The sequence below is a fragment of the Flavobacterium hydrocarbonoxydans genome, from assembly GCF_009789235.1.
Classification (GTDB): domain Bacteria; phylum Bacteroidota; class Bacteroidia; order Flavobacteriales; family Flavobacteriaceae; genus Flavobacterium; species Flavobacterium hydrocarbonoxydans.
In genome coordinates, this window is record NZ_WSTB01000008.1 from 20,856 (window position 1) to 39,941 (window position 19,086).

Consider the following 19,086-nt stretch of genomic DNA (forward strand, 5'->3'; position numbering starts at 1 on the left):
TTTACTGAACATTCAAGTTTTACTCAAAAAAGGCCAAATTTATTTTTAAGCAAAAGTTTCTAACCCTTTAATTCTCCTCAACATAACTTTTAAAATTATTCAAAATAGCCTGCCAGCCATCGCGCTGCATCTCTTCTGGGTTTTCGTTTTCCGGATCAAAACTTTCGATAACTTCTACTCCGTTTAGCGTTTCATTAAAACTAATTTCTACTTTTCTTCCATCAGCCATTACATATTGAATAACTTTATTGGGTTCAACCAAAGTATATTCTCCTTCAAAATCAAAACTCATACTGCCGTCTTTTGCTGCCATAGTCGATTTGAATTTCCCTCCCGTTTTCAAATCATTTTCTGCATAAGGCGTGTGCCAATCTGGTGATGCGTTATTCCATTTTGTAATGTGTTCTGGCGATGTCCAGAAATTCCAGACTTTATCTATTGCTGCTTGTATTGTTGCTTGTACTGTGATCATTTTTAATATATTTATTGGTTTATAATTATTTTTTTGATTTGTATTATTTTGCTTTCGCAGAATTTTTGGCCGCAGCAATCCAATCGTTTATAATGCTGTTCAATTCATTTTCCGCATTTTCAATAGCCTGACTGCTATTAAAAGTAATGATTGCTCTGTCATTTTCTTTCCAGATCAACAATTTACTTTTATTTGCAATTAATTTGTCTTTTAGCTGTTCCTGCTTTTTTGATCCTCTATGAAAAATCAGTTGTAGCTGGGTTTTCATTGGCTGAATTCTCATCGTTATTCGGTCTTCGTTCTCAAAGCAATAATTTGGCGCATTCCATTTGATGTTTTCGGTCAAATTTTTATTCGATGCTAAAATGTAGTCCCTTAATTGCTCTATTTCTTCTCGAAACGGATGGTTTAAGTTATCCAGAAAAAGAGTTACTTCGCTGCTTTTAGTCATGAGTTTTATCGTTTAATTTGCCTCGGCATATTTTTTAAAATTATCAATAACACCCTGACAAAATTGCCTTTGTTCATTTACAGGATTTTCTGTATTGGGCTCGAATATTTCTATAATTTTGACTTGATTATTTTGACTTTCAAACTGAACACTTCCTATTCTGTTATCGACAAGTTTGTATCTTAAAACATGAAATTTTTCGACTTTAGTATAAAATCCTTCATAATCAAAACTGATGCTTTCATCTTTTGTCGCCATTGTATATCTGAATTTACCTTCATCCTGCACATCGTTTTCAACATACGGCGTATGCCACTCATCAGTAGGATTATTCCAGCCCTGAATGTGTTTTGGTATCGTCCAGAACTCCCAGACCTTATCGATGGGAGCATTCACTATCGTTTGTACAGTTATCATCTTTTACATTAATTTTAAGAAAAATTAATTCATTTCTGGAATCTGACTTTCATCCATAAAGAAAATCTCCCAGTGATGCCCGTCTAAATCAAAAAAATCTCTTTGATACATCCATCCATAATCTTTAGTTTCATTATTTACTTTACCACCAGCTTTAATAGCAGCCGTAACAATTTCGTCAACTTTGTCTCTGCTTTCAACAGAAATAGCGGCAATCATTTCTGTACTTGTCGTTGCATCGCAAATTTGTTTGGGAGTAAATGTTTTAAAAAATTCTTCCAACAAAAGCATTGCAAATATATTTTCACCAATTATCAGACAAGTTCCTTTTTCATTTGTGAATTTTGAATCGAACGAAAAACCTAACTGCTTAAAAAATGATATCGACTTATTTAAATCTTTTACAGCAAGATTCAAGAAAATTTTTGTACTCATTTTATATAAAATTACAATTTATCAAAACAAATTTAAAATTTTATAACAGTCTTTAAGTTATAATAAAAGTCAACTTTAGGGTCATTTAGGACAAAATGGTTATTTTTGTAAAGAAGCAATTTTTTGTAAAAAGAGAAAAAGATGACTAAGAAGATAGGATTAATTGTACCTCATGACTATAAACTATTAAGTATAGCTGCGATTTTAGAAGTTTTTGAAACTGCCAATAAACTTTCTAAAACAACTGAAAAACATTTTGAAATTATGATTTTTCAAAGCGCTGAACAGATTATTCAGGAGCGTTTATTTGGATACATAGTAAATTCCATCGAAGATTCTGATGAAAAATTAGAATTGATTCTGATTCCTGCTTTTACTACAGATAACATGAGCGAAATGATTGCGAAGAATAGAAAATTTATTCCGTGGCTGCAAAAACAGCATCAGTTCGGAGCAGAATTAGCGAGTTTCTGTACAGGCGCTTTTCTATTTGCCGCGTCGGGTTTATTAAACGAAAAATTAGCCACCACCCATGTTGATGCCTGTAGTGCTTTTACAAAAGCTTTTCCTTTAGTCAAATTAAAACCCGAAGAAACTTTAACGGCCGATGGCAGTTTATATACCAGTGGCGGCTCGACCTCATCTTTTCATTTACTGATTCTTCTGGTTCAGAAATATTGCGGAAACGAAATCGCCGTTCAGATTGCGAAGATTTTCTCGATCGATTTAAATCGTTACAAACAAAGTTATTTCAGTACTTTCAGACCGAATCATTTGCACAACGACACTTTGGTTGCCATGCTGCAGCAAAAAATTGAAAGTCAGTACAGCACCATCGAAAAACTGGAAGAAATTACCCGTGACATCCCAACCAGTGCCAGAAACATGACACGAAGATTCAAACAGGTTACGGGAATTCCGCCTATTGAATATTTACAAAATATACGGGTAGAAAGTTCAAAGAAGTACCTGGAACAAACCCAGCTTTCTATCTCAGAAATTATCGAAAAAACAGGTTATAACGATCCAAAAGCATTTAGAAAAGTATTTTATAAAATGGTGGGGATGAAACCTATAGAGTATCGGGAGAAATTTAGGGTGCAATAAAAAAGTCCCAGTTTTCACTGAGACTTTTTGTTAAATATATTTCATACTTACGAAGCAATTTCAACTTGCAGTCTCATAATTTTCTACATATTGTGCACTAGCACATGAGAAAATGGAAAAAGGAATTATTATGAATATTTTTTTTAATTGTTTCATGATACTTTTATTCTATTACGAGTTCTGCGGTCACATGAACATATTCATTTTTTTTATTAATTAGAACTATAGTATAATTTGCAAATAAATCCATAACGTCAAATTCATTAAGTTTTTTGTTATTTTGCATATACATTTTTGATGATTTAGCATATTTTTTAAAGCAAAGAGTTTTTTTAGGTTTAGGAATATTTACAATTTTCAACTCTGAAATGTGAATAGCACCATCCTCTATATCATAATTGTCTTTTATGATATATTGTTTTGGATCAAATTTGGACTGATATAAATAACTATCTAATCTAAAATAAAGTGTGTCTTTTGATTTTGTTTGAGCAGTTATAGAATTTACAACTATCAATAGTAAAGTGCAGATAAAGATTTTCATAATTATATACAGTTTGAAGGCATTATTATGAAAAATTTCTATTTTTAAAAATTAGAATATTCCCAATCTACCTCATATTTCACAATTTTTCCACTACTTATCTTTTCTATAACGTACACCTTAAAATAAAGATGTTCTTGAGAAATTGGTAATGCTTTTGGAATCTTTTGTTTAGTCTTTTTTTCAAATTCATCTACCTTTTTTCTAAAATATTCATACTCATCATTTTGTAAGTTTCTTGAGTTTTCAAGTTTTATTGTTTTTAGAATATCAATAGAGCAAGTGTCTTTTTTATGTTTTTTCATATCAAAAACAAAACGCTCACTTTTTACATAAAAGTAAATTTTACCGCCATTATTCTTTTTTTCAGACTCATTATCTTTTTCTATTTCAAACAACACATACTTTATGGGTTTATGTTTATTGTTTCCACTATAAAAATTATTAAAATCCTTTTCTACCTTTTGAGCATTTATTGTGGTGAACACCATTAAAATTATAAAACATAAATTATTTCTCATAACTAATTACAATTAGATGGCCCTTTATAAAAGTGCTCGTTAATTAATTTTGTAGTTGCTGTTTTTTGTTCTGCAGATAAATTATCCCAAGCTATTGTAGTAATATTAGTATCTAATTTTCCTAGACCGAGCCATGCAACAGCTTCATATGTAGATCTAGGCAAACGCTTATTATCGAACTGTTGAATAATATCCGCAATAGTACTTCTGTAATGACTTGCCATCATCTCGTGATTCCAAGTTGGTTTCCATCTTTTTTCATAATAATCATACAATCCTGGAAAATTATCTTTTAATGAATTTACTAATGCTATTTGTTCCTGAGGTGTTTTAGAATTTAAAGTTCCTCTTTGAGCTGCAGATAACATTTTTCTGAATATCTCGGCATGAATAATTTCATGAGCAAATACTGTAGCGGCTCCTAAATCGGATAAAGTTCCTAATTTAGTATTATCAAACTGAACTTCTGTGACATAATTAACAGGAGGTTTCGTAATTCCATAAACATTTGCATCTAGACTGTTATTAATAGTCAACTTTAAGTGACTTACAGTAAATTCTCCATCAAATTTTTTAATTGCACTTTCAAATCCCGAACTAGAATTTTTTAATTTTTCAAAAATACACTTTGCTTTCCCCGTAAGTGCATCAATAATTTGTGCCGGTGTTGGTGCTGTGATACCGCTGCCTCCACCTCCACTACCATGTGAAGAATTGAAATAACTGCCTGCGTAACCTCCGGAACTATAACCGACGCCGCTGTTTACATAATAAACATAACCATTACCATCATAACCACCGCCATTATTTTTATAATCATTACAAAGAATTACATCTCCTAAACAATAACTTGCTGCTGGAGGATCGGGAACCATCTTAGAAGAATTATCAATTACTTTTTTTGACTGAATTTCCTCTCTGGACACAGTGGCTATACTCGCTGATTTTTCGAACTTTGTACTTTCAATAAATCCTCTTTCTAAATTCCAGGCAATTATATATCCATCAAAATTAGTTAAATCTTTTGTAGAATTTTGCTCACTCAAAGATTCTGCAGTTGGCAGTAATTCATAAAGTGTTGTTTCAAAGTTTTTCTTGTCTTCTAAGGGATATAAATACAGAACTTTATTACCTCTATAATTTTCCATTTTATTTTTATCAACTACTGGAACTACAATTGCTGATGATTCGTTTTCTAGAATTTCAACACTTGCATTATCCCAATCATAACTCTGATTCTCAAATTTATAATAAAATTTGTTTTCTGACTGGTATTTAATAAACCAAATTTTAGCCTCATTAATCTTAGTTGTTTCGTTAATTTGCTGTTGGTTTATAGCATCTTCTGTACCACAATTAGTCATTAGAACAACACAAAAGATGAGAAAAAAAAGGTTTTGTAATTTTCTAAATTCAATTTTCATATATTTTTGGTTTTTTCTGATTAATTGACAAATATAAATTAAAAAAAAAGAAAAAACCTACTACATTATTTTTATAACAACGAAAATTCATAAAAAAAACCTGTTCGAATAAACGAACAGGTTTTAGAAAAATAATTTTATTTTAAAACTCTACGAAGCAATCTCCATACGCTTTAATAAGTTTTTATTCAAAGTATGTTCTGCGTAATCTTTATCGATTATCAGGACTTTATCGTCTGAGCTTGGCAGTTCGTACATGGCATCTGTCAGGATTGCTTCGCATAACGAGCGTAATCCACGAGCACCTAATTTGTACTCTAAAGCTTTTTCTACAATAAAATCTAATGCTTCATCGCTGATTGTAAATTCAACATCATCCATTAAGAATAATTTTTGATATTGTTTTACCAAAGCATTTTTAGGCTGAGTCAAAATGGCACGCAAGGTTTCTCTATCCAGAGGATCCATGTGTGTCAAAACCGGCAAACGACCAATAATCTCAGGAATCAATCCGAAATCTTTAATGTCTTTTGGAATAATGTATTGCAATAAATTGTCTTTATCGATATTGTCAACATTTTTTGAAGTAGAATATCCCACCGCCTGACGATTCAAACGTTTCGAAATGATACGTTCTACGCCATCAAAAGCGCCTCCTGCAATAAACAGGATGTTTTGAGTATTCACCTCAACAAATTTCTGGTCCGGATGTTTACGTCCTCCTTTTGGTGGTACATTAACAACGGTTCCTTCTAATAATTTCAGTAAAGCCTGTTGTACACCTTCACCAGAAACGTCACGAGTTATCGATGGATTATCACTCTTACGGGCGATTTTATCAATTTCGTCGATAAATACGATTCCTCTTTCAGCTTTGGCTACATCATAATCTGCAGCTTGTAAAAGACGTGTCAAAATACTTTCGACATCTTCTCCTACATAACCCGCTTCTGTTAATACTGTCGCATCTACGATAGCCAAAGGAACGTCTAACATTTTTGCGATAGTTTTGGCTACCAATGTTTTTCCTGTTCCGGTTTGACCCACCATGATGATGTTACTTTTTTCAATCTCTACTTCGTCGTCTAATTGCTGTTGCATTAAACGTTTGTAGTGATTGTAAACCGCTACCGACATTACTTTCTTGGTCTGATCCTGACCAATAACATATTGATCCAGGAAAGCTCTGATTTCTTTTGGTTTCTTAAGAATTAAGTCCCCAACCAGTTTTGCGCTTCCGCTTGATTTTAATTCTTCTAATACAATTCCGTGTGCCTGTTCAATACACTTATCACAAATATGTGCATTGATACCTGCAATTAATAAATTAGTTTCTGGCTTTTTTCTTCCACAAAACGAACATTCTAATACTACTTTTGCCATTCTTTTTTAGTTGCTAAGGTGCAAAGATACTAAGTTTCTAAGCTTTTTATTTAAAACTTAGAAACTTAGCGCCTTACATCTTATCTTTTTATTTTTTTATTAATTTCAAATTACAAAAATCACTTAGAAACTTAGTGACTCAGCAACTTAGAAACTTAAAAAATTATCCTCTTCTCAACACCTCATCAATCATTCCGTATTCTTTAGCTTCGTCAGCTTTCATCCAGTAATCGCGCTCACTGTCTTTGTGTACTCTGTCGAAAGTTTGTCCTGAATGGTGCGAAATAATGTTGTACAATTCATCTTTCAGTTTCAACATTTCACGTAAGTTGATTTCCATATCAGTTGCAACTCCTTGTGCTCCTCCTGATGGCTGGTGAATCATTACTCTTGAATGTGGCAAAGCCGAACGTTTTCCTGCTGCTCCTGCACATAATAAAACCGCTCCCATAGAAGCTGCCATTCCTGTACAGATTGTTGCTACGTCTGGTTTGATGTATTGCATCGTATCGTAAATTCCTAATCCTGCGTAAACACTTCCTCCAGGAGAATTTAGATAAATCTGAATATCTTTTGAAGCATCAGCACTTTCTAAAAATAATAACTGAGCCTGAACGATATTCGCGATTTGATCGTCGATACCTGTTCCTAAAAAGATAATTCTGTCCATCATTAATCTTGAGAAAACATCTAGTTGAGAAACATTCAACTGGCGCTCTTCGATAATATATGGAGTCATATTAGTAGGATTCATTGCAGCAACGATTTTATCATAGTACATTGCGTTTACTCCTTGGTGCTTTGTAGCAAATTTTTTGAATTCTTTACCGTAGTTCATATTTTATGTGTCTAAGTTTTAATTAATTTTTGGTGTTATATTTTTATTTCCCACAAAGGTCATACCTTTTTCTAAAGAATGTCAATATGTCTTATTTCTAGCCCAGATAGCAGTGAAAAGCTTTTTGAAATGACAACTATTTTTTGTTGGTAAAAAAAAGCGACCAGCGGAAGCTCTTTTTTTACCTTACAAAAAAAGGCAGGCATGAAAAAACTTGTAACGGATAGCTGGATTAGCTCCTGAAAAGTAATCAAAAATAAATTAAAACAAAAGAGCGTCAGAAAAAAACTTCCTGACGCTCCCTATAATTTAGTTTAGAAATTATTCTCCGTAAGACGCAGCGATAAATTCTTCGTAAGTTACTTCTTTAGTTGTAGGATTTGCTTTTTCTTTAAACACTTCCAATAACTTTTCAGCCACAACCTGCTCAGAAAGTCTTTTTACTTCTTCCTGGTTAGATAAAACTCTAGCCACGATTCCTTGTACTTCTTCGTCTGTTGGGTTTGTCTGACCAAATTGAGCCATTTGTTGTCTGATAGCGTTTGTTGTGAAAGCTTTCAAATCTTCAAAAGTAATTTGGATATTGCTTTGCGCCATTGCTTTTCCTTCGATCAATTGAAAACGTAAACCTTTTTCAGATCTTGCGTATTCTACTTCAGCTTCTTCAGCAGAAAGTTTTTTCTCTCCAACTGTTTGCAACCATTTTTTAAGGAATTCTGCTGGTAAATCAAATTTTGTGTTTTCGATTAAGAAATCCTGAACGTCTAACAATAATTTTTGATCTGCCTGCTGTGCAAATTGTGCTTCAGCATCTTCTTTAATTTTAGCTTTCAAATCTTCAAGTGAAGCTACTTTTCCTTCTCCAAAAAGTTTATCGAATAACTCCTGGTTTAATTCTGCTGGCTCAGAAACATTGATTGCTTCGATTGTAAAAGCTACATCAACTGCTAAATCGTGAACATTATCGTGACCTACTTTTAAGTAATCCATCAATTGGTGATCGTCTTCGAATAAACCTTTTGTGTTTACTGTAACGACATCTCCAACTTCTTTTCCGATGAATGAATCAGCTGTTTTTTTATCTTTGAAAACTGACAATGAAAAAGTTGTTTTGTTTTCGATTCCGTTTTCTACATTTATGAAAGTTCCGGTAACATCAGCATCAGCAGTAACTTTTTCAACTGGATTTGCTTTTCCGAATTGTTTTTGGATACGCTCTACCTGACCGTCGATTAATTTATCATCAGCCGTAACGATGTATTTTACGATGTTGTTTTCTGCTTCTAAATTGATTTCGAAGTTAGGAACCAAACCAATTTCGTATTCGAAAGTTAGTTCTTCAGCATCCCAATCAAAGTTTTCGTTTTCTTTAGCAAGAGGAGTTCCTAAAAGATTTAGTCTTTCAGATTGAACGAAACGCTCTAAAGCCAAATCAACTACTTTCTTAACTTCTTCCTGCTTGATAGCTTTTCCGTATTGTTTTTCAACAAGATCTTTAGGAACTTGTCCTTTTCTAAAACCTTTTACGGTAGCCAAAGGCATTTTTTCGTTGATTCTTTTTGCTACCTGACCTTTATAATCCATGTGAACAACTGTCATTACGATAGTTTCATTCACAGCATCTGTTGCTACTCTTTTAATATCCATCTTCTTCTTTAATTTACATAATAAAATTGGGTTGCAAAATTATAAAATTTTTGCAACCCAACCAAGTTTTTAATGTATTGTATTTGAAGTGGTTTAAAACCTTCTTTTTATATCTAAAATCTAGTCTTCTCCGATGATTTTATTCGCAATTGATTGTAAAATAGATAAAATAATACTAAACAATAAAGCGGTCCAGAAAGTATCGACATGAAATCCGCCGACTATTTTGGTACAAAGCAGTACAATTACAGCGTTTATAACTAATAAAAACAATCCTAATGTTATAATAGTAACCGGAAAAGTGAGTATGACCAAAATGGGTTTGATGAAAACATTCAGCAATCCTAAAACTACCGCGACAATTACGGCTGTCGTAAAACTAACCACATGGATTCCTGTCATAAAATGACCTATCAATAAAACCAAAAGTGCTGTAGCAAGAATTCTTAGTAATAATTTCATTTGTTTCTGTTTTTAAAATTTTAATAAAAGTAAGCATTTTTTAGGCTTGCCAATAATTCAATTTTATTTTTTTGCCACAGATTAAAAGGATTAAAAAGATTTTTTTTTTTAATCCTAACTTTCAAATTTTTAATCTGTGAGAATCCTTTTATCCCGATAGCTATCGGGAGTGAGTAGAAAAATTTTTGAACTTTCTTTAGCAATAATTACTCTTTCAAAAAAGTCGCCGTCAATTCGAAAAACATTTTAGGATTTTCGGCATGAAGCCAATGTCCTGCATCCGGAATGGTTTCGAATACTGCTTTTGGAAAAAATTTTCGAATAGCATCAAAATCAGAATCTATAATATAATTGGAAGCGCCGCCACGAATGAATAAGGTTTCTTTCTCGAAAACCAATCCATCCGCCAAAGGTTTTCCAATAGCATCCAAATTATTATTGAAAACTTCTAAATTGAATCTAAAAGCCAATTGTCCTGGTTCCTGCCAATATAAATTTTTCAACAAAAACTGACGCGTTCCAAAATCGGGAACATATTGCGAAACGATTGCTTCAACATCGGCACGACTCGGTTTTACCGAAAAATCAACTGCATTCAATCCGCCTAAAATATCCTGATGGTGTTGTTTATAAAACCTCGGACCAATATCAGCTACAATCAATTTATCAACCAAATCCGGGTGTGTCGTTGCAAAAAGCATCGCTACTTTTCCGCCCATAGAATGCCCAAGAATATCAATTTTTGTCAAATTATTTTCCTGACAATATTCGAATACATCCTGCACCATCGCTTCATAACTCCATTCATCCGAATGAAAACTACGGCCGTGATTCCTTAAATCTAAAATATGAACCTGAAAACCTGCTTCGACATATTGCCCCGCCAGTGTTTTCCAGTTATCAGACATTCCGAGAAAACCGTGCATGATGATAAATGGCTTTCCTTCTCCTTCTATTTTTGAGTATAACATTTTATATTGTTTTTTATTGAAAAAATTATTCCACAAAGATTCACAAAGGTTTTCCGCAGAGAAACACAAAATTTTCTTTGAGAATCTTTGCGAAATAACTCTTTACAAAATATTACTTCAATTTATTCAAATACATATTTACCACATTATCCAGCCCCAGATAAAGTGCTTCTGCAATCAAAGCGTGCCCGATTGAAACTTCTAATAAACCTGGAATGTTTAGTTTGAAAAACTGAATATTATCCAAACTCAAATCGTGACCTGCATTGATTCCTAAACCTAATTCGTTTGCTAATTTCGCAGCAGCTACGTAAGGATCAATTCCGTTTTTGTTGCCCAAAGCATATTCGTGTGCAAAAGCTTCAGTGTATAACTCGATTCTATCAGTTCCTGTTTCTTTTGCTCCTTCGATCATTTCCAGAACTGGGTCAACAAAAATCGAAGTTCTGATTCCGTTACGCTGAAATTCCTGAATAACTTCTTTTAAATAATCCTGGTTTTTAATAGTATCCCAACCGGCTGATGACGTAATAGCACCAATTGCATCTGGAACCAAGGTAACCTGAGTTGGTTTACATTCTAAAACCAAATCGATAAAATTATGCTGCGGGTTTCCTTCAATATTATATTCGGTGTGCACAATCGCTTTTAAATCTCTTGCATCCTGATAACGAATATGGCGCTCATCCGGACGTGGGTGAATGGTGATTCCCTGTCCTCCAAAATTCTGAATATCGGTGGCTACTTTAAGTAAATCCGGAACATTTCCGCCACGGGCATTTCTAAGGGTTGCAATTTTATTGATATTTACACTTAACTTTGTCATATAAATAGATAATTAATTCTGGTAACATTATATTTGTTACGACAAAAATACAAAGTAAAACGTAGCGTTTTTTGCTATTTTTTGATTATTTTGCATGAAATATTTTCAACAGATTTATGACAGAAATTACCAATTATATCACAAACGACTTTAGAGCGATTGATAGCCAGGAAACAATAGCCTCGGTTCAGGACTTTTTTGTGGATGTAAATTATTCACATTTTCCGGTTTTGGAGAACGGTGTTTTTATTGGAAGTATCGCCGCTGATGATGTTGAAACTTTCGACACCGACAAAAAAGCCATTGATTATAAATATACTTTGGAACGCTTTTTTGCCAGAAATACTATGATTTGGCTGGACGTTCTGGAAGTTTTTGCCAAAAATCATACTAATACGATTCCGGTTCTTGACGAAAGTAATACCTATATTGGTTATTATGAAATCGAAGATATCATGAAGTTTTTTCAGGAAACTCCATTTCTAAAAGAACCTGGCGGAATTATTATTGTTCAAAAAGGACTTCTGAATTATTCTATGAGCGAAGTTTGCCAGATTGTAGAAAGCAATAATGGTAAAGTTTTAGGCTGTTTTGTTTCTGAAGCCGACTTAGAAAATGTTCAGATTACCATAAAAATTGGTTTAGGAGCCATTAATGAAATTATTCAGACCTTCAGAAGATACGATTACGAAATTATTTCGGAACATCAGGAAGACACATACATCAACAGCTTAAAAGAACGTTCTGATTATTTAGACAAATACCTTAACATATAATTAATTAGAAAATGTGTCAACACGAAAATTAGATAATTCTCTAATTGTCACATTATCTGATTATCTAATTAAAAAAAATGAAAGTAGCCATTTACGGACAGTATTATCAAAATAGTACAGAACCTATCATCAAAGACATTTTTGTGTTTTTCAATTCCAATAATGTCGAAATGGTAATCGAGGAAAACTTTCTGAAAATGCTTTATGAGAAAGAACTCATAAAAAAAGAGTACAAAACCTTTTCGCCAAGCACTTCTTTAGATAATAGTTTCGAAATGCTGATTAGTATTGGCGGAGACGGAACTATATTAAGAGCTGCCACTTTGGTTCGTAATTCCGGGGTACCTATTCTAGGCATTAACGCCGGTAGATTAGGTTTTCTGGCTACGGTCCCAAAAGAAAGTATTGATAGTTTCTTACAGTTTGTTATTGAAAAAAAATACACTATCTCTGAAAGGACATTATTAAGTCTAGTTTGTGACCCGAAAAACGATGCCTTTGAAGATGATTTGAATTTCGCCATGAATGAGGTTACTGTCAGCCGAAAAGATACTACCTCGATGATTACAGTGGAAACCTATTTGAATAATGAATACTTAAATTCGTATTGGGCAGATGGTTTAATTATCGCAACTCCTACAGGATCTACTGGATACTCTCTAAGTTGCGGTGGACCCATTTTAACCCCAAATGTAGAAAGTTTAGTAATCACACCCATTGCACCGCATAACTTAAACGCCAGACCACTTGTGATTCCGGATGACACCGAAATAAAACTTAAAGTTTCCGGAAGAGAAGATCAATATTTAGTTTCGTTAGATTCCAGAATAGCCTCTGTTAAAAATGAATCGGTTATCACAATCAAAAAGACTCATTTTAAAATAAAAATGGTAGAGATTCCGGGCGAGACTTTCTTAAAAACCCTCCGAAATAAATTGCTTTGGGGAGAAGATAAAAGAAATTAAAGCTTTTTCTGATTCCCTTCATATACGATAATGCTATATTTTCTCGTTCTGCCTATATCGAATCATCACTAAATGGCTCAAAATCATATTATAAATTGAAAAAAAAGCACATTTAACTAAAGGAACTTTGATTCGTATTGATAATTATTATATTTGCACGCAATTTTGAATTAAATGAAGAAAATTTTTAATTTATTGTTATGTTTTTTCCCCATTATTACACTTCAGGCTCAGATTAATGAGATTGGTGTTTTTCTTGGCGGAAGTAACTATGTAGGCGACGTAGGAAAAACAACTTACATCGCTCCGGAAAAACTGGCTTTTGGTATTTTGTATAAATGGAATAAGAGTCCAAGACACTCCTACCGTTTTTCTTATACACAATCAAAAATCTCTGCCAACGACTTAGATTCTAAGGAACCAAGCAGAAAAAAAAGAGGCTACCGTTTTGATAATGATGTAAAAGAATTATCTGCCGGACTTGAATTCAATTTTTTCGATTTTAATTTGCATGAAGAACACCTTAAAGTAACTCCTTATGTATATTCAGGATTAAGTTATTTTAGCTACAATGATTTGTTTGTTTCAGGAGGTGAAACTTTAAAAGATGAAAAATCGTCATCATTAGCTATACCTTTTATATTAGGTATAAAATCTAATATCAGCCGAAGCTTTGTCTTAGCAGCTGAAGTTGGCGTACGTTACAGTTTTACAGACAATCTGGACGGGAGTAATCCTGACAATGATTTTATGGCAGACAATCGTTTTGGAAATTTAAATAATAATGACTGGTATGTGTTCTCGGGTATTACTTTAACCTATACCTTTGGACAAAAACCTTGCTATTGCGCAGAATAATAAAATGAATTTACTAGATACTATAGACCAGACTAACCTTCCTAAACACCTTGCTATTATCATGGATGGCAATGGGCGTTGGGCAAAACAACAAGGTTTTTTGCGTGCTTTTGGACATGAAAACGGAACAAAATCTGTAAAAACAACCATAGAAACCTGTGCCAAACTGGGTATTGAGTACTTAACCCTATATGCCTTTTCGACTGAAAACTGGAATCGACCAAAATTAGAAGTCGAAACCCTGATGAAATTACTTATCAATTCATTAAAAAAAGAACTGGTTACACTTCAAAAAAACAACATCAAGCTTAACGCAATTGGAAATCTTGATAAATTGCCAAAAAATGCACAAAAAGAGCTGCTTGATGTAATTGAAAAAACAAAAAACAATACCAGACTTACCTTAACATTAGCTTTAAGTTACGGATCACGAGAAGAATTGGTAAATGCCATTAAAATCATCAGTAATAAAGTTAAAAATAATATAATTTCATTAGACACTCTTGACGATTCAATTATAAATGAGCATCTTTACACGCAAAATTTACCCGACGTAGATTTATTAATACGAACAAGTGGAGAACATAGAATAAGTAACTTTTTGTTGTGGCAGATTGCCTATGCAGAATTATATTTTACTAACGTCTTGTGGCCAGATTTTAAAGAACAAGATTTATATGAGGCTATTATTAGTTATCAAAAAAGAGAACGTAGATTTGGAAAAACCAGTGAACAAATTAAATAATTTTTTAGTGTTACAAAAAAGAATACAAATAGTCCTTACCCTATGTCTTTTGGGTAGTTTTTCTCAAATAAAAGCACAAGAAAGAGTTCCTTTTGACCAAGGAAAAAAATACATTCTTGCCAAAGTTTCTGTTGTTGGTAAAATAAGCTTCAATGAACAAACCGTAGTAACCTTTTCTGGTCTTCAAAAAGGACAGGAAATTACTGTACCTGGTGAAGAAATATCTGGGGCAATCAAAAAATTAGGCAAATTAGGTCTTTTTGATGAAATTGCTTTTTATGTAAATAAAGTTGAAAATGACAGCATTTTTCTTGACTTAAACATCATTGAACTTCCTAAACTAAACGAGGTGAAAATCGTTGGTGTTAAGAAAAGTAAAATAGAAGGATTAATTAAAGATAACAATTTGACCAAGAGTAAAATTGTAAACGAAAACTTAGTTACTACTACCAAAAACTATATTGAAAATAAATACAAAAAAGAAGGTTTTTACAACACCAAAGTAGTCATTACCACCACTCCTGACACCACATCCGGTAATCAGGTAAACATGCTGGTAAGAATTGACAAAGGCGATAAAGTAAAAATAAACAGTATTGATTTTGAAGGCAATAAACAGCTTACTGACACTAAACTGAGAACAGCTATGAAAGACACGAAAGAAAAAAACTTTATTCGTGTATTTAAAGCTTCGAAATTCATTCCTGAAAAATACAAAGCAGATTTAGAAAAAGTAATTGACACCTATAAAGAAAAAGGATATCGTGATGCGAGAATCATCTCAGATTCTGTTGTTTACAACAAAGAAAACAACAAACTCGATATAAAAATAAAACTTGAAGAAGGAAATAAATACTATTTTGGTAACATTAAATTCTTAGGAAATACGGTGTATTCTGATCAATCTTTACAACGTTATTTGGGTATCAAAAAAGGCGAAGTCTATAATGGAGTTTTACTTCAAAAAAGAATTGCAGACAACACCAAACCTGATGGAGAAGACATTACGAACCTGTACCAGAATAACGGTTACCTGTTCTCAAGAATTAACTCAGTGGAGGTAAAAACGGCTAATGATACAATTGATTTTGAGATTAGAATTACCGAAGGTCCAATTGCTTATTTCAACAAAATATCAGTAGTAGGTAATGATAAAACCAATGACCACGTAATTTATCGTGAATTAAGAACAAAACCAGGAGAAAAATACAGCAAAGAACAATTAGTGAGAACCATTCGTGAGATTGGACAACTTGGTTTCTTTGATCCTGAATCGATTAAACCTGAATTTAAAAATGTTGACGCAGGTGCGGGAACAGTTGATATCGAATACCAATTAGTAGAAAAAGGATCTAGTCAGGTCGAACTACAAGGTGGTTACGGTGGCGGTGGATTCATTGGTACTCTAGGTTTGTCATTTAATAATTTCTCAGCCAGAAAATTATTTGACAAAGAAGCATACAAACCACTTCCAATGGGAGATGGGCAAAAAGTATCTTTGCGTTTACAAGGAAGTACCTACTTCCAGACGTATAGTATCTCTTTCTCTGAGCCTTGGTTTGGTGGAAAAAAACCAGTACAATTTAGCTCTTCTATTTCGTACAGTAAACAATACATGAATGACTATTACTCTGGCGGTGTAGATAAAAGCAAAAGCTTTAATATTTTGACCCTGCAAGTAGGATTAGCAAAACGTTTAACCGTACCTGATGATTATTTTGTACTTTCACAATCTGTAAGTTACCAACATTATGATTTGAATAATTACAATGTTGGTTTGTTCAATTTTGGTGATGGTACTTCCCGAAATATCGCTTATACAATAGGATTAACACGTAGTAATAAAGGTCTCAACCCAATATTCCCAACGTACGGTTCCGAGTTTAGCCTTTCGGCAAAAGTAACTCCGCCTTATTCATTATTCAACGGGATTGATTATGCGACATTAGGAGATCAGGAAGAATACAAATACAAAACTACTGAAGATCAACTTGATGCCAACGGAAATATTGTAGTACCTAAAGGTACTTATTTAGATGCTAACGGAGCTCCGGTAAGCACCTACCAGGAAGCAGCTGCTGACCCAGCCAAAGTGGATCAGAAAAAATACAACTGGTTAGAGTATTATAAAATTAAATTTAAAGCTGATTGGTACACTAAAGTATATGGTAAATTAGTTTTAAGAACATTAACCGAGTTTGGTTTCTTAGGAGCATACAATCAGGATCGTGGTGTTGTACCATTTGAACGTTTCTATTTAGGTGGTGACGGTATGGCTAACTACTCTATGGATGGTAGAGAAACCATTCAGTTAAGAGGTTATCCGAACAACTCCTTAACAACAGTTAATGGAGCAACAATTTATAATAAGTTTTCAATGGAGTTACGTTATCCTATAACATTGAAACCATCAGCATCTATTTATGCACTAACATTTATGGAGGCCGGTTCATCATACGAAGGATTTAAAGCGTATAATCCGTTTAACTTAAGCCGTTCAGCAGGAGCTGGTTTACGTGTCTTTATGCCTGCTTTTGGTTTATTGGGTATAGATTTTGGTTACGGTTTCGATGCACTTCCAGGATCTGTTTCTACCAAAGCAAATGGATGGGAAACACACTTTATTATTGGACAACAGTTCTAATTATAATATATTTGGTTAAAAATTTTCAAATAAAATAATGTTATGAAGAAACCATTTTTATTTATATTTTTAGCCTTGATTGTAGCAAATACAAGTCAGGCTCAGACAAGATCGACCAGAATAGGCTACATCGATATGGAATATATTTTAGAAAATGTTTCTGATTACAAAGAAGCTAAATCTCAGTTAGAGCTTAAAGCAACTAAATGGAGACAGGAAATAGAAACCAAAAAAATAGCTATTGATAAACTCAAAGAAAGCCTTAAAGCCGAAAAAGCTTTACTGACAAAAGAGCTTATTGATGAAAGAGAAACAGAGATAAAATTTCAGGAAACAGAAATGCTGGATTATCAGCAAAAACAGTTTGGTGCAAATGGAAATTTAATGTACCAAAAAGCTGCTCTGGCAAAGCCAATTCAGGATCAGGTTTTTACAGCTGTTCAGGATATTGCAGAAGCCAAAAATTATGATTTTATTTTTGATAAATCATCCGATCTGACGATGCTTTTCTCTGCAAAACGATTTGATATAAGCGATCAGGTTTTACGTGTTTTAAACAGAACCGAGAAGAGAGAGCAACTATCAAAAAAACAGCTTAAGGAGCAGGAAGCTAAAGAAAATTTAGAAAATGCTATCGATGAAAATCCTGATTTAGCAGACAGACAAAAAGCATTAGATGCCAAAAGAGCTGCGAGAGAAAAACTGGTAGCGGACAGAAAATTAGAACAGGAAGCTAAAAGAAAAGAATACGAAGACAAAAGGAATGCTGCAGCGGCAGAAAAAGCAGCTAAAAAAAATGGCACGGTTTCTGAACCTGCAAAAACAGAAGCTGTAAAGACTGACAATATAACGCCTGACTCAGGTGGTCCAACAGAAAAGGCAACGACAACAGAAAAAGCGGCAACTACTGAATCTGGAGTTAATAAAGCCGAGGAAAGACAAAAGCTTTATGAGCAGCGTAAAAAAGAATTAGAAGAAAGAAAAAAGAAAATTCTAGAAGAAAGAGAAGCGGCCAAAAAAGCTAAAGAAGCAAAAGATGCCGAAACACAAAAAACGAATACGACCAATAATTAATTAATATTTTAAAATGATGATGAAACAAATCAAAACTTTACTAGTTGCTGCAGCACTTTTATTAGCTGCAAACAACACAATGAATGCTCAGGCTAAGATTGCCCATGTTACAGTAAGCGAGATCATGTCGAAAATGCCTGCAATGTTAGATGCACAAAATCAATTACAAAAATTAAGCGGTACATATGATGCAGAATACAAAAAAATGATTGATGAGTATCAAACAAAAATCAAAAAGTATGAGCAAGAAGCTGCTACTGCTACTGAAGCTGTAAATACAGAGCGTTCTAAAGAAGTTCAGGACATGCAAAAAAGAATTGGGGATTACAGAGAGAATGCTCAAAAAGAATTGCAACAAAAAGAAACTGACATCGTTAAGCCTTTAATGGAAAAAGTAAGAGCTTCAATCCAAAAAATTGGAAAAGCTAAAGGTTTCCAGTATGTAGTTGATGATTCTTCTCTATTATTAGCTGATGGTCCAAACTTAACTGCTGACGTAAAAAAAGATTTAGGATTCTAATCAACA

General features: G+C 33.4%; 21 protein-coding genes. 8 read left to right on the forward strand and 13 right to left on the reverse strand.

Annotated elements, in window-relative coordinates; genetic code table 11:
• Positions 1-67: 67 nt before the first annotated feature.
• Genes GON26_RS14440 through GON26_RS14455 form a run of 4 tightly spaced genes read right to left on the reverse strand, consistent with a single transcriptional unit; the run spans position 68 to position 1,775 of the window.
• The gene (locus GON26_RS14440) at positions 68-472 is read right to left on the reverse strand and encodes an SRPBCC family protein (protein ID WP_160375489.1); all 405 of its coding nucleotides are present in this window, start codon (positions 470-472) and stop codon (positions 68-70) included.
• A 43-nt stretch (positions 473-515) separates the two neighbouring features.
• Positions 516-923, reverse strand: coding sequence for a DUF1801 domain-containing protein (locus tag GON26_RS14445; RefSeq protein ID WP_160375490.1), 408 nt, complete (start codon positions 921-923; stop codon positions 516-518).
• 12 nt (positions 924-935) lie between these two features.
• Entirely contained in the window at positions 936-1,340 is a 405-nt protein-coding gene (locus GON26_RS14450) for an SRPBCC domain-containing protein (RefSeq protein WP_160375491.1), read from the reverse strand.
• A gap of 24 nt (positions 1,341-1,364) precedes the next feature.
• Positions 1,365-1,775, reverse strand: a complete 411-nt coding sequence (locus GON26_RS14455) for a VOC family protein (protein ID WP_160375492.1) — start codon at positions 1,773-1,775, stop codon at positions 1,365-1,367.
• A gap of 141 nt (positions 1,776-1,916) precedes the next feature.
• Here GON26_RS14455 and GON26_RS14460 point away from each other — a divergent pair, with 141 nt between their 5' ends.
• Positions 1,917-2,882: a GlxA family transcriptional regulator gene (locus tag GON26_RS14460; protein WP_160375493.1), complete on the forward strand. Its 966-nt coding sequence runs from the start codon at positions 1,917-1,919 to the stop codon at positions 2,880-2,882.
• A gap of 163 nt (positions 2,883-3,045) precedes the next feature.
• Here GON26_RS14460 and GON26_RS14465 read toward each other — a convergent pair whose 3' ends face one another.
• The 9 genes from GON26_RS14465 to GON26_RS14505 all read right to left on the reverse strand — a co-directional run bounded on the left by GON26_RS14465 (position 3,046) and on the right by GON26_RS14505 (position 11,498).
• Entirely contained in the window at positions 3,046-3,426 is a 381-nt protein-coding gene (locus GON26_RS14465) for a hypothetical protein (RefSeq protein WP_160375494.1), read from the reverse strand.
• A 44-nt stretch (positions 3,427-3,470) separates the two neighbouring features.
• Positions 3,471-3,947, reverse strand: a complete 477-nt coding sequence (locus tag GON26_RS14470) for a hypothetical protein (protein ID WP_160375495.1) — start codon at positions 3,945-3,947, stop codon at positions 3,471-3,473.
• Positions 3,948-3,949: 2 nt separating this feature from the next.
• Positions 3,950-5,371, reverse strand: a complete 1,422-nt coding sequence (locus tag GON26_RS14475; RefSeq protein WP_160375496.1) for a hypothetical protein — start codon at positions 5,369-5,371, stop codon at positions 3,950-3,952.
• A gap of 150 nt (positions 5,372-5,521) precedes the next feature.
• On the reverse strand, positions 5,522-6,754 hold the full coding sequence (clpX, locus tag GON26_RS14480; RefSeq protein WP_160375497.1) for an ATP-dependent Clp protease ATP-binding subunit ClpX: 1,233 nt from the start codon (positions 6,752-6,754) through the stop codon (positions 5,522-5,524).
• 163 nt (positions 6,755-6,917) lie between these two features.
• Complete coding sequence (gene clpP / locus GON26_RS14485) at positions 6,918-7,592, reverse strand: ATP-dependent Clp endopeptidase proteolytic subunit ClpP (protein ID WP_160375498.1); 675 nt, start codon at positions 7,590-7,592, stop codon at positions 6,918-6,920.
• Positions 7,593-7,913: 321 nt separating this feature from the next.
• Positions 7,914-9,239 carry a trigger factor gene (locus tag GON26_RS14490; RefSeq protein ID WP_160375499.1) on the reverse strand — a complete coding sequence of 442 codons (1,326 nt, stop codon included), beginning with the start codon at positions 9,237-9,239 and terminating at the stop codon, positions 7,914-7,916.
• A gap of 120 nt (positions 9,240-9,359) precedes the next feature.
• Positions 9,360-9,701 carry a phage holin family protein gene (locus GON26_RS14495; protein WP_160375500.1) on the reverse strand — a complete coding sequence of 114 codons (342 nt, stop codon included), beginning with the start codon at positions 9,699-9,701 and terminating at the stop codon, positions 9,360-9,362.
• Positions 9,702-9,907: 206 nt separating this feature from the next.
• Positions 9,908-10,672 (reverse strand): alpha/beta fold hydrolase, encoded by a 765-nt coding sequence (locus GON26_RS14500; RefSeq protein WP_160375501.1) that lies wholly within the window; start codon positions 10,670-10,672, stop codon positions 9,908-9,910.
• Positions 10,673-10,784: 112 nt separating this feature from the next.
• Positions 10,785-11,498 (reverse strand): pyridoxine 5'-phosphate synthase, encoded by a 714-nt coding sequence (locus GON26_RS14505; RefSeq protein WP_160375502.1) that lies wholly within the window; start codon positions 11,496-11,498, stop codon positions 10,785-10,787.
• Between the two features lie 116 nt (positions 11,499-11,614).
• Here GON26_RS14505 and GON26_RS14510 point away from each other — a divergent pair, with 116 nt between their 5' ends.
• The 7 genes from GON26_RS14510 to GON26_RS14540 all read left to right on the forward strand — a co-directional run bounded on the left by GON26_RS14510 (position 11,615) and on the right by GON26_RS14540 (position 19,080).
• Entirely contained in the window at positions 11,615-12,274 is a 660-nt protein-coding gene (locus GON26_RS14510; RefSeq protein WP_160375503.1) for a CBS domain-containing protein, read from the forward strand.
• 77 nt (positions 12,275-12,351) lie between these two features.
• On the forward strand, positions 12,352-13,239 hold the full coding sequence (locus GON26_RS14515; RefSeq protein ID WP_160375504.1) for an NAD kinase: 888 nt from the start codon (positions 12,352-12,354) through the stop codon (positions 13,237-13,239).
• Between the two features lie 174 nt (positions 13,240-13,413).
• A complete protein-coding gene (gene porG / locus GON26_RS14520) occupies positions 13,414-14,097 on the forward strand; it encodes a type IX secretion system protein PorG (RefSeq protein WP_160375505.1) in 684 nt (227 codons plus the stop codon).
• A gap of 4 nt (positions 14,098-14,101) precedes the next feature.
• The gene (locus tag GON26_RS14525; protein WP_160375506.1) at positions 14,102-14,842 is read left to right on the forward strand and encodes an isoprenyl transferase; all 741 of its coding nucleotides are present in this window, start codon (positions 14,102-14,104) and stop codon (positions 14,840-14,842) included.
• The gene (locus GON26_RS14530; RefSeq protein ID WP_160375507.1) at positions 14,775-17,486 is read left to right on the forward strand and encodes a BamA/OMP85 family outer membrane protein; all 2,712 of its coding nucleotides are present in this window, start codon (positions 14,775-14,777) and stop codon (positions 17,484-17,486) included. Before GON26_RS14525 ends, GON26_RS14530 begins: the two co-directional genes overlap by 68 nt.
• 42 nt (positions 17,487-17,528) lie before the next feature.
• Complete coding sequence (locus GON26_RS14535; protein ID WP_160375508.1) at positions 17,529-18,560, forward strand: OmpH family outer membrane protein; 1,032 nt, start codon at positions 17,529-17,531, stop codon at positions 18,558-18,560.
• Positions 18,561-18,576: 16 nt separating this feature from the next.
• Entirely contained in the window at positions 18,577-19,080 is a 504-nt protein-coding gene (locus tag GON26_RS14540) for an OmpH family outer membrane protein (RefSeq protein WP_202110882.1), read from the forward strand.
• Positions 19,081-19,086 lie beyond the last annotated feature (6 nt).

Bases quoted from the DNA above. Each gene is read 5' to 3' on its own strand.
- GON26_RS14500 (WP_160375501.1), bottom strand. From the start codon at position 10,672: ATGTTATACTCAAAAATAGAAGGAGAAGGAAAGCCATTTATCATCATG.
- GON26_RS14450 (WP_160375491.1), bottom strand. From the start codon at position 1,340: ATGATAACTGTACAAACGATAGTGAATGCTCCCATCGATAAGGTCTGG.
- GON26_RS14490 (WP_160375499.1), bottom strand. From the start codon at position 9,239: ATGGATATTAAAAGAGTAGCAACAGATGCTGTGAATGAAACTATCGTA.
- GON26_RS14540 (WP_202110882.1), top strand. From the start codon at position 18,577: ATGATGAAACAAATCAAAACTTTACTAGTTGCTGCAGCACTTTTATTA.
- GON26_RS14535 (WP_160375508.1), top strand. From the start codon at position 17,529: ATGAAGAAACCATTTTTATTTATATTTTTAGCCTTGATTGTAGCAAAT.
- GON26_RS14495 (WP_160375500.1), bottom strand. From the start codon at position 9,701: ATGAAATTATTACTAAGAATTCTTGCTACAGCACTTTTGGTTTTATTG.
- clpX (WP_160375497.1), bottom strand. From the start codon at position 6,754: ATGGCAAAAGTAGTATTAGAATGTTCGTTTTGTGGAAGAAAAAAGCCA.
- GON26_RS14455 (WP_160375492.1), bottom strand. From the start codon at position 1,775: ATGAGTACAAAAATTTTCTTGAATCTTGCTGTAAAAGATTTAAATAAG.
- GON26_RS14465 (WP_160375494.1), bottom strand. From the start codon at position 3,426: ATGAAAATCTTTATCTGCACTTTACTATTGATAGTTGTAAATTCTATA.
- GON26_RS14475 (WP_160375496.1), bottom strand. From the start codon at position 5,371: ATGAAAATTGAATTTAGAAAATTACAAAACCTTTTTTTTCTCATCTTT.
- GON26_RS14505 (WP_160375502.1), bottom strand. From the start codon at position 11,498: ATGACAAAGTTAAGTGTAAATATCAATAAAATTGCAACCCTTAGAAAT.
- GON26_RS14460 (WP_160375493.1), top strand. From the start codon at position 1,917: ATGACTAAGAAGATAGGATTAATTGTACCTCATGACTATAAACTATTA.
- porG (WP_160375505.1), top strand. From the start codon at position 13,414: ATGAAGAAAATTTTTAATTTATTGTTATGTTTTTTCCCCATTATTACA.
- clpP (WP_160375498.1), bottom strand. From the start codon at position 7,592: ATGAACTACGGTAAAGAATTCAAAAAATTTGCTACAAAGCACCAAGGA.
- GON26_RS14445 (WP_160375490.1), bottom strand. From the start codon at position 923: ATGACTAAAAGCAGCGAAGTAACTCTTTTTCTGGATAACTTAAACCAT.
- GON26_RS14440 (WP_160375489.1), bottom strand. From the start codon at position 472: ATGATCACAGTACAAGCAACAATACAAGCAGCAATAGATAAAGTCTGG.
- GON26_RS14510 (WP_160375503.1), top strand. From the start codon at position 11,615: ATGACAGAAATTACCAATTATATCACAAACGACTTTAGAGCGATTGAT.
- GON26_RS14470 (WP_160375495.1), bottom strand. From the start codon at position 3,947: ATGAGAAATAATTTATGTTTTATAATTTTAATGGTGTTCACCACAATA.
- GON26_RS14530 (WP_160375507.1), top strand. From the start codon at position 14,775: ATGAGGCTATTATTAGTTATCAAAAAAGAGAACGTAGATTTGGAAAAA.
- GON26_RS14515 (WP_160375504.1), top strand. From the start codon at position 12,352: ATGAAAGTAGCCATTTACGGACAGTATTATCAAAATAGTACAGAACCT.
- GON26_RS14525 (WP_160375506.1), top strand. From the start codon at position 14,102: ATGAATTTACTAGATACTATAGACCAGACTAACCTTCCTAAACACCTT.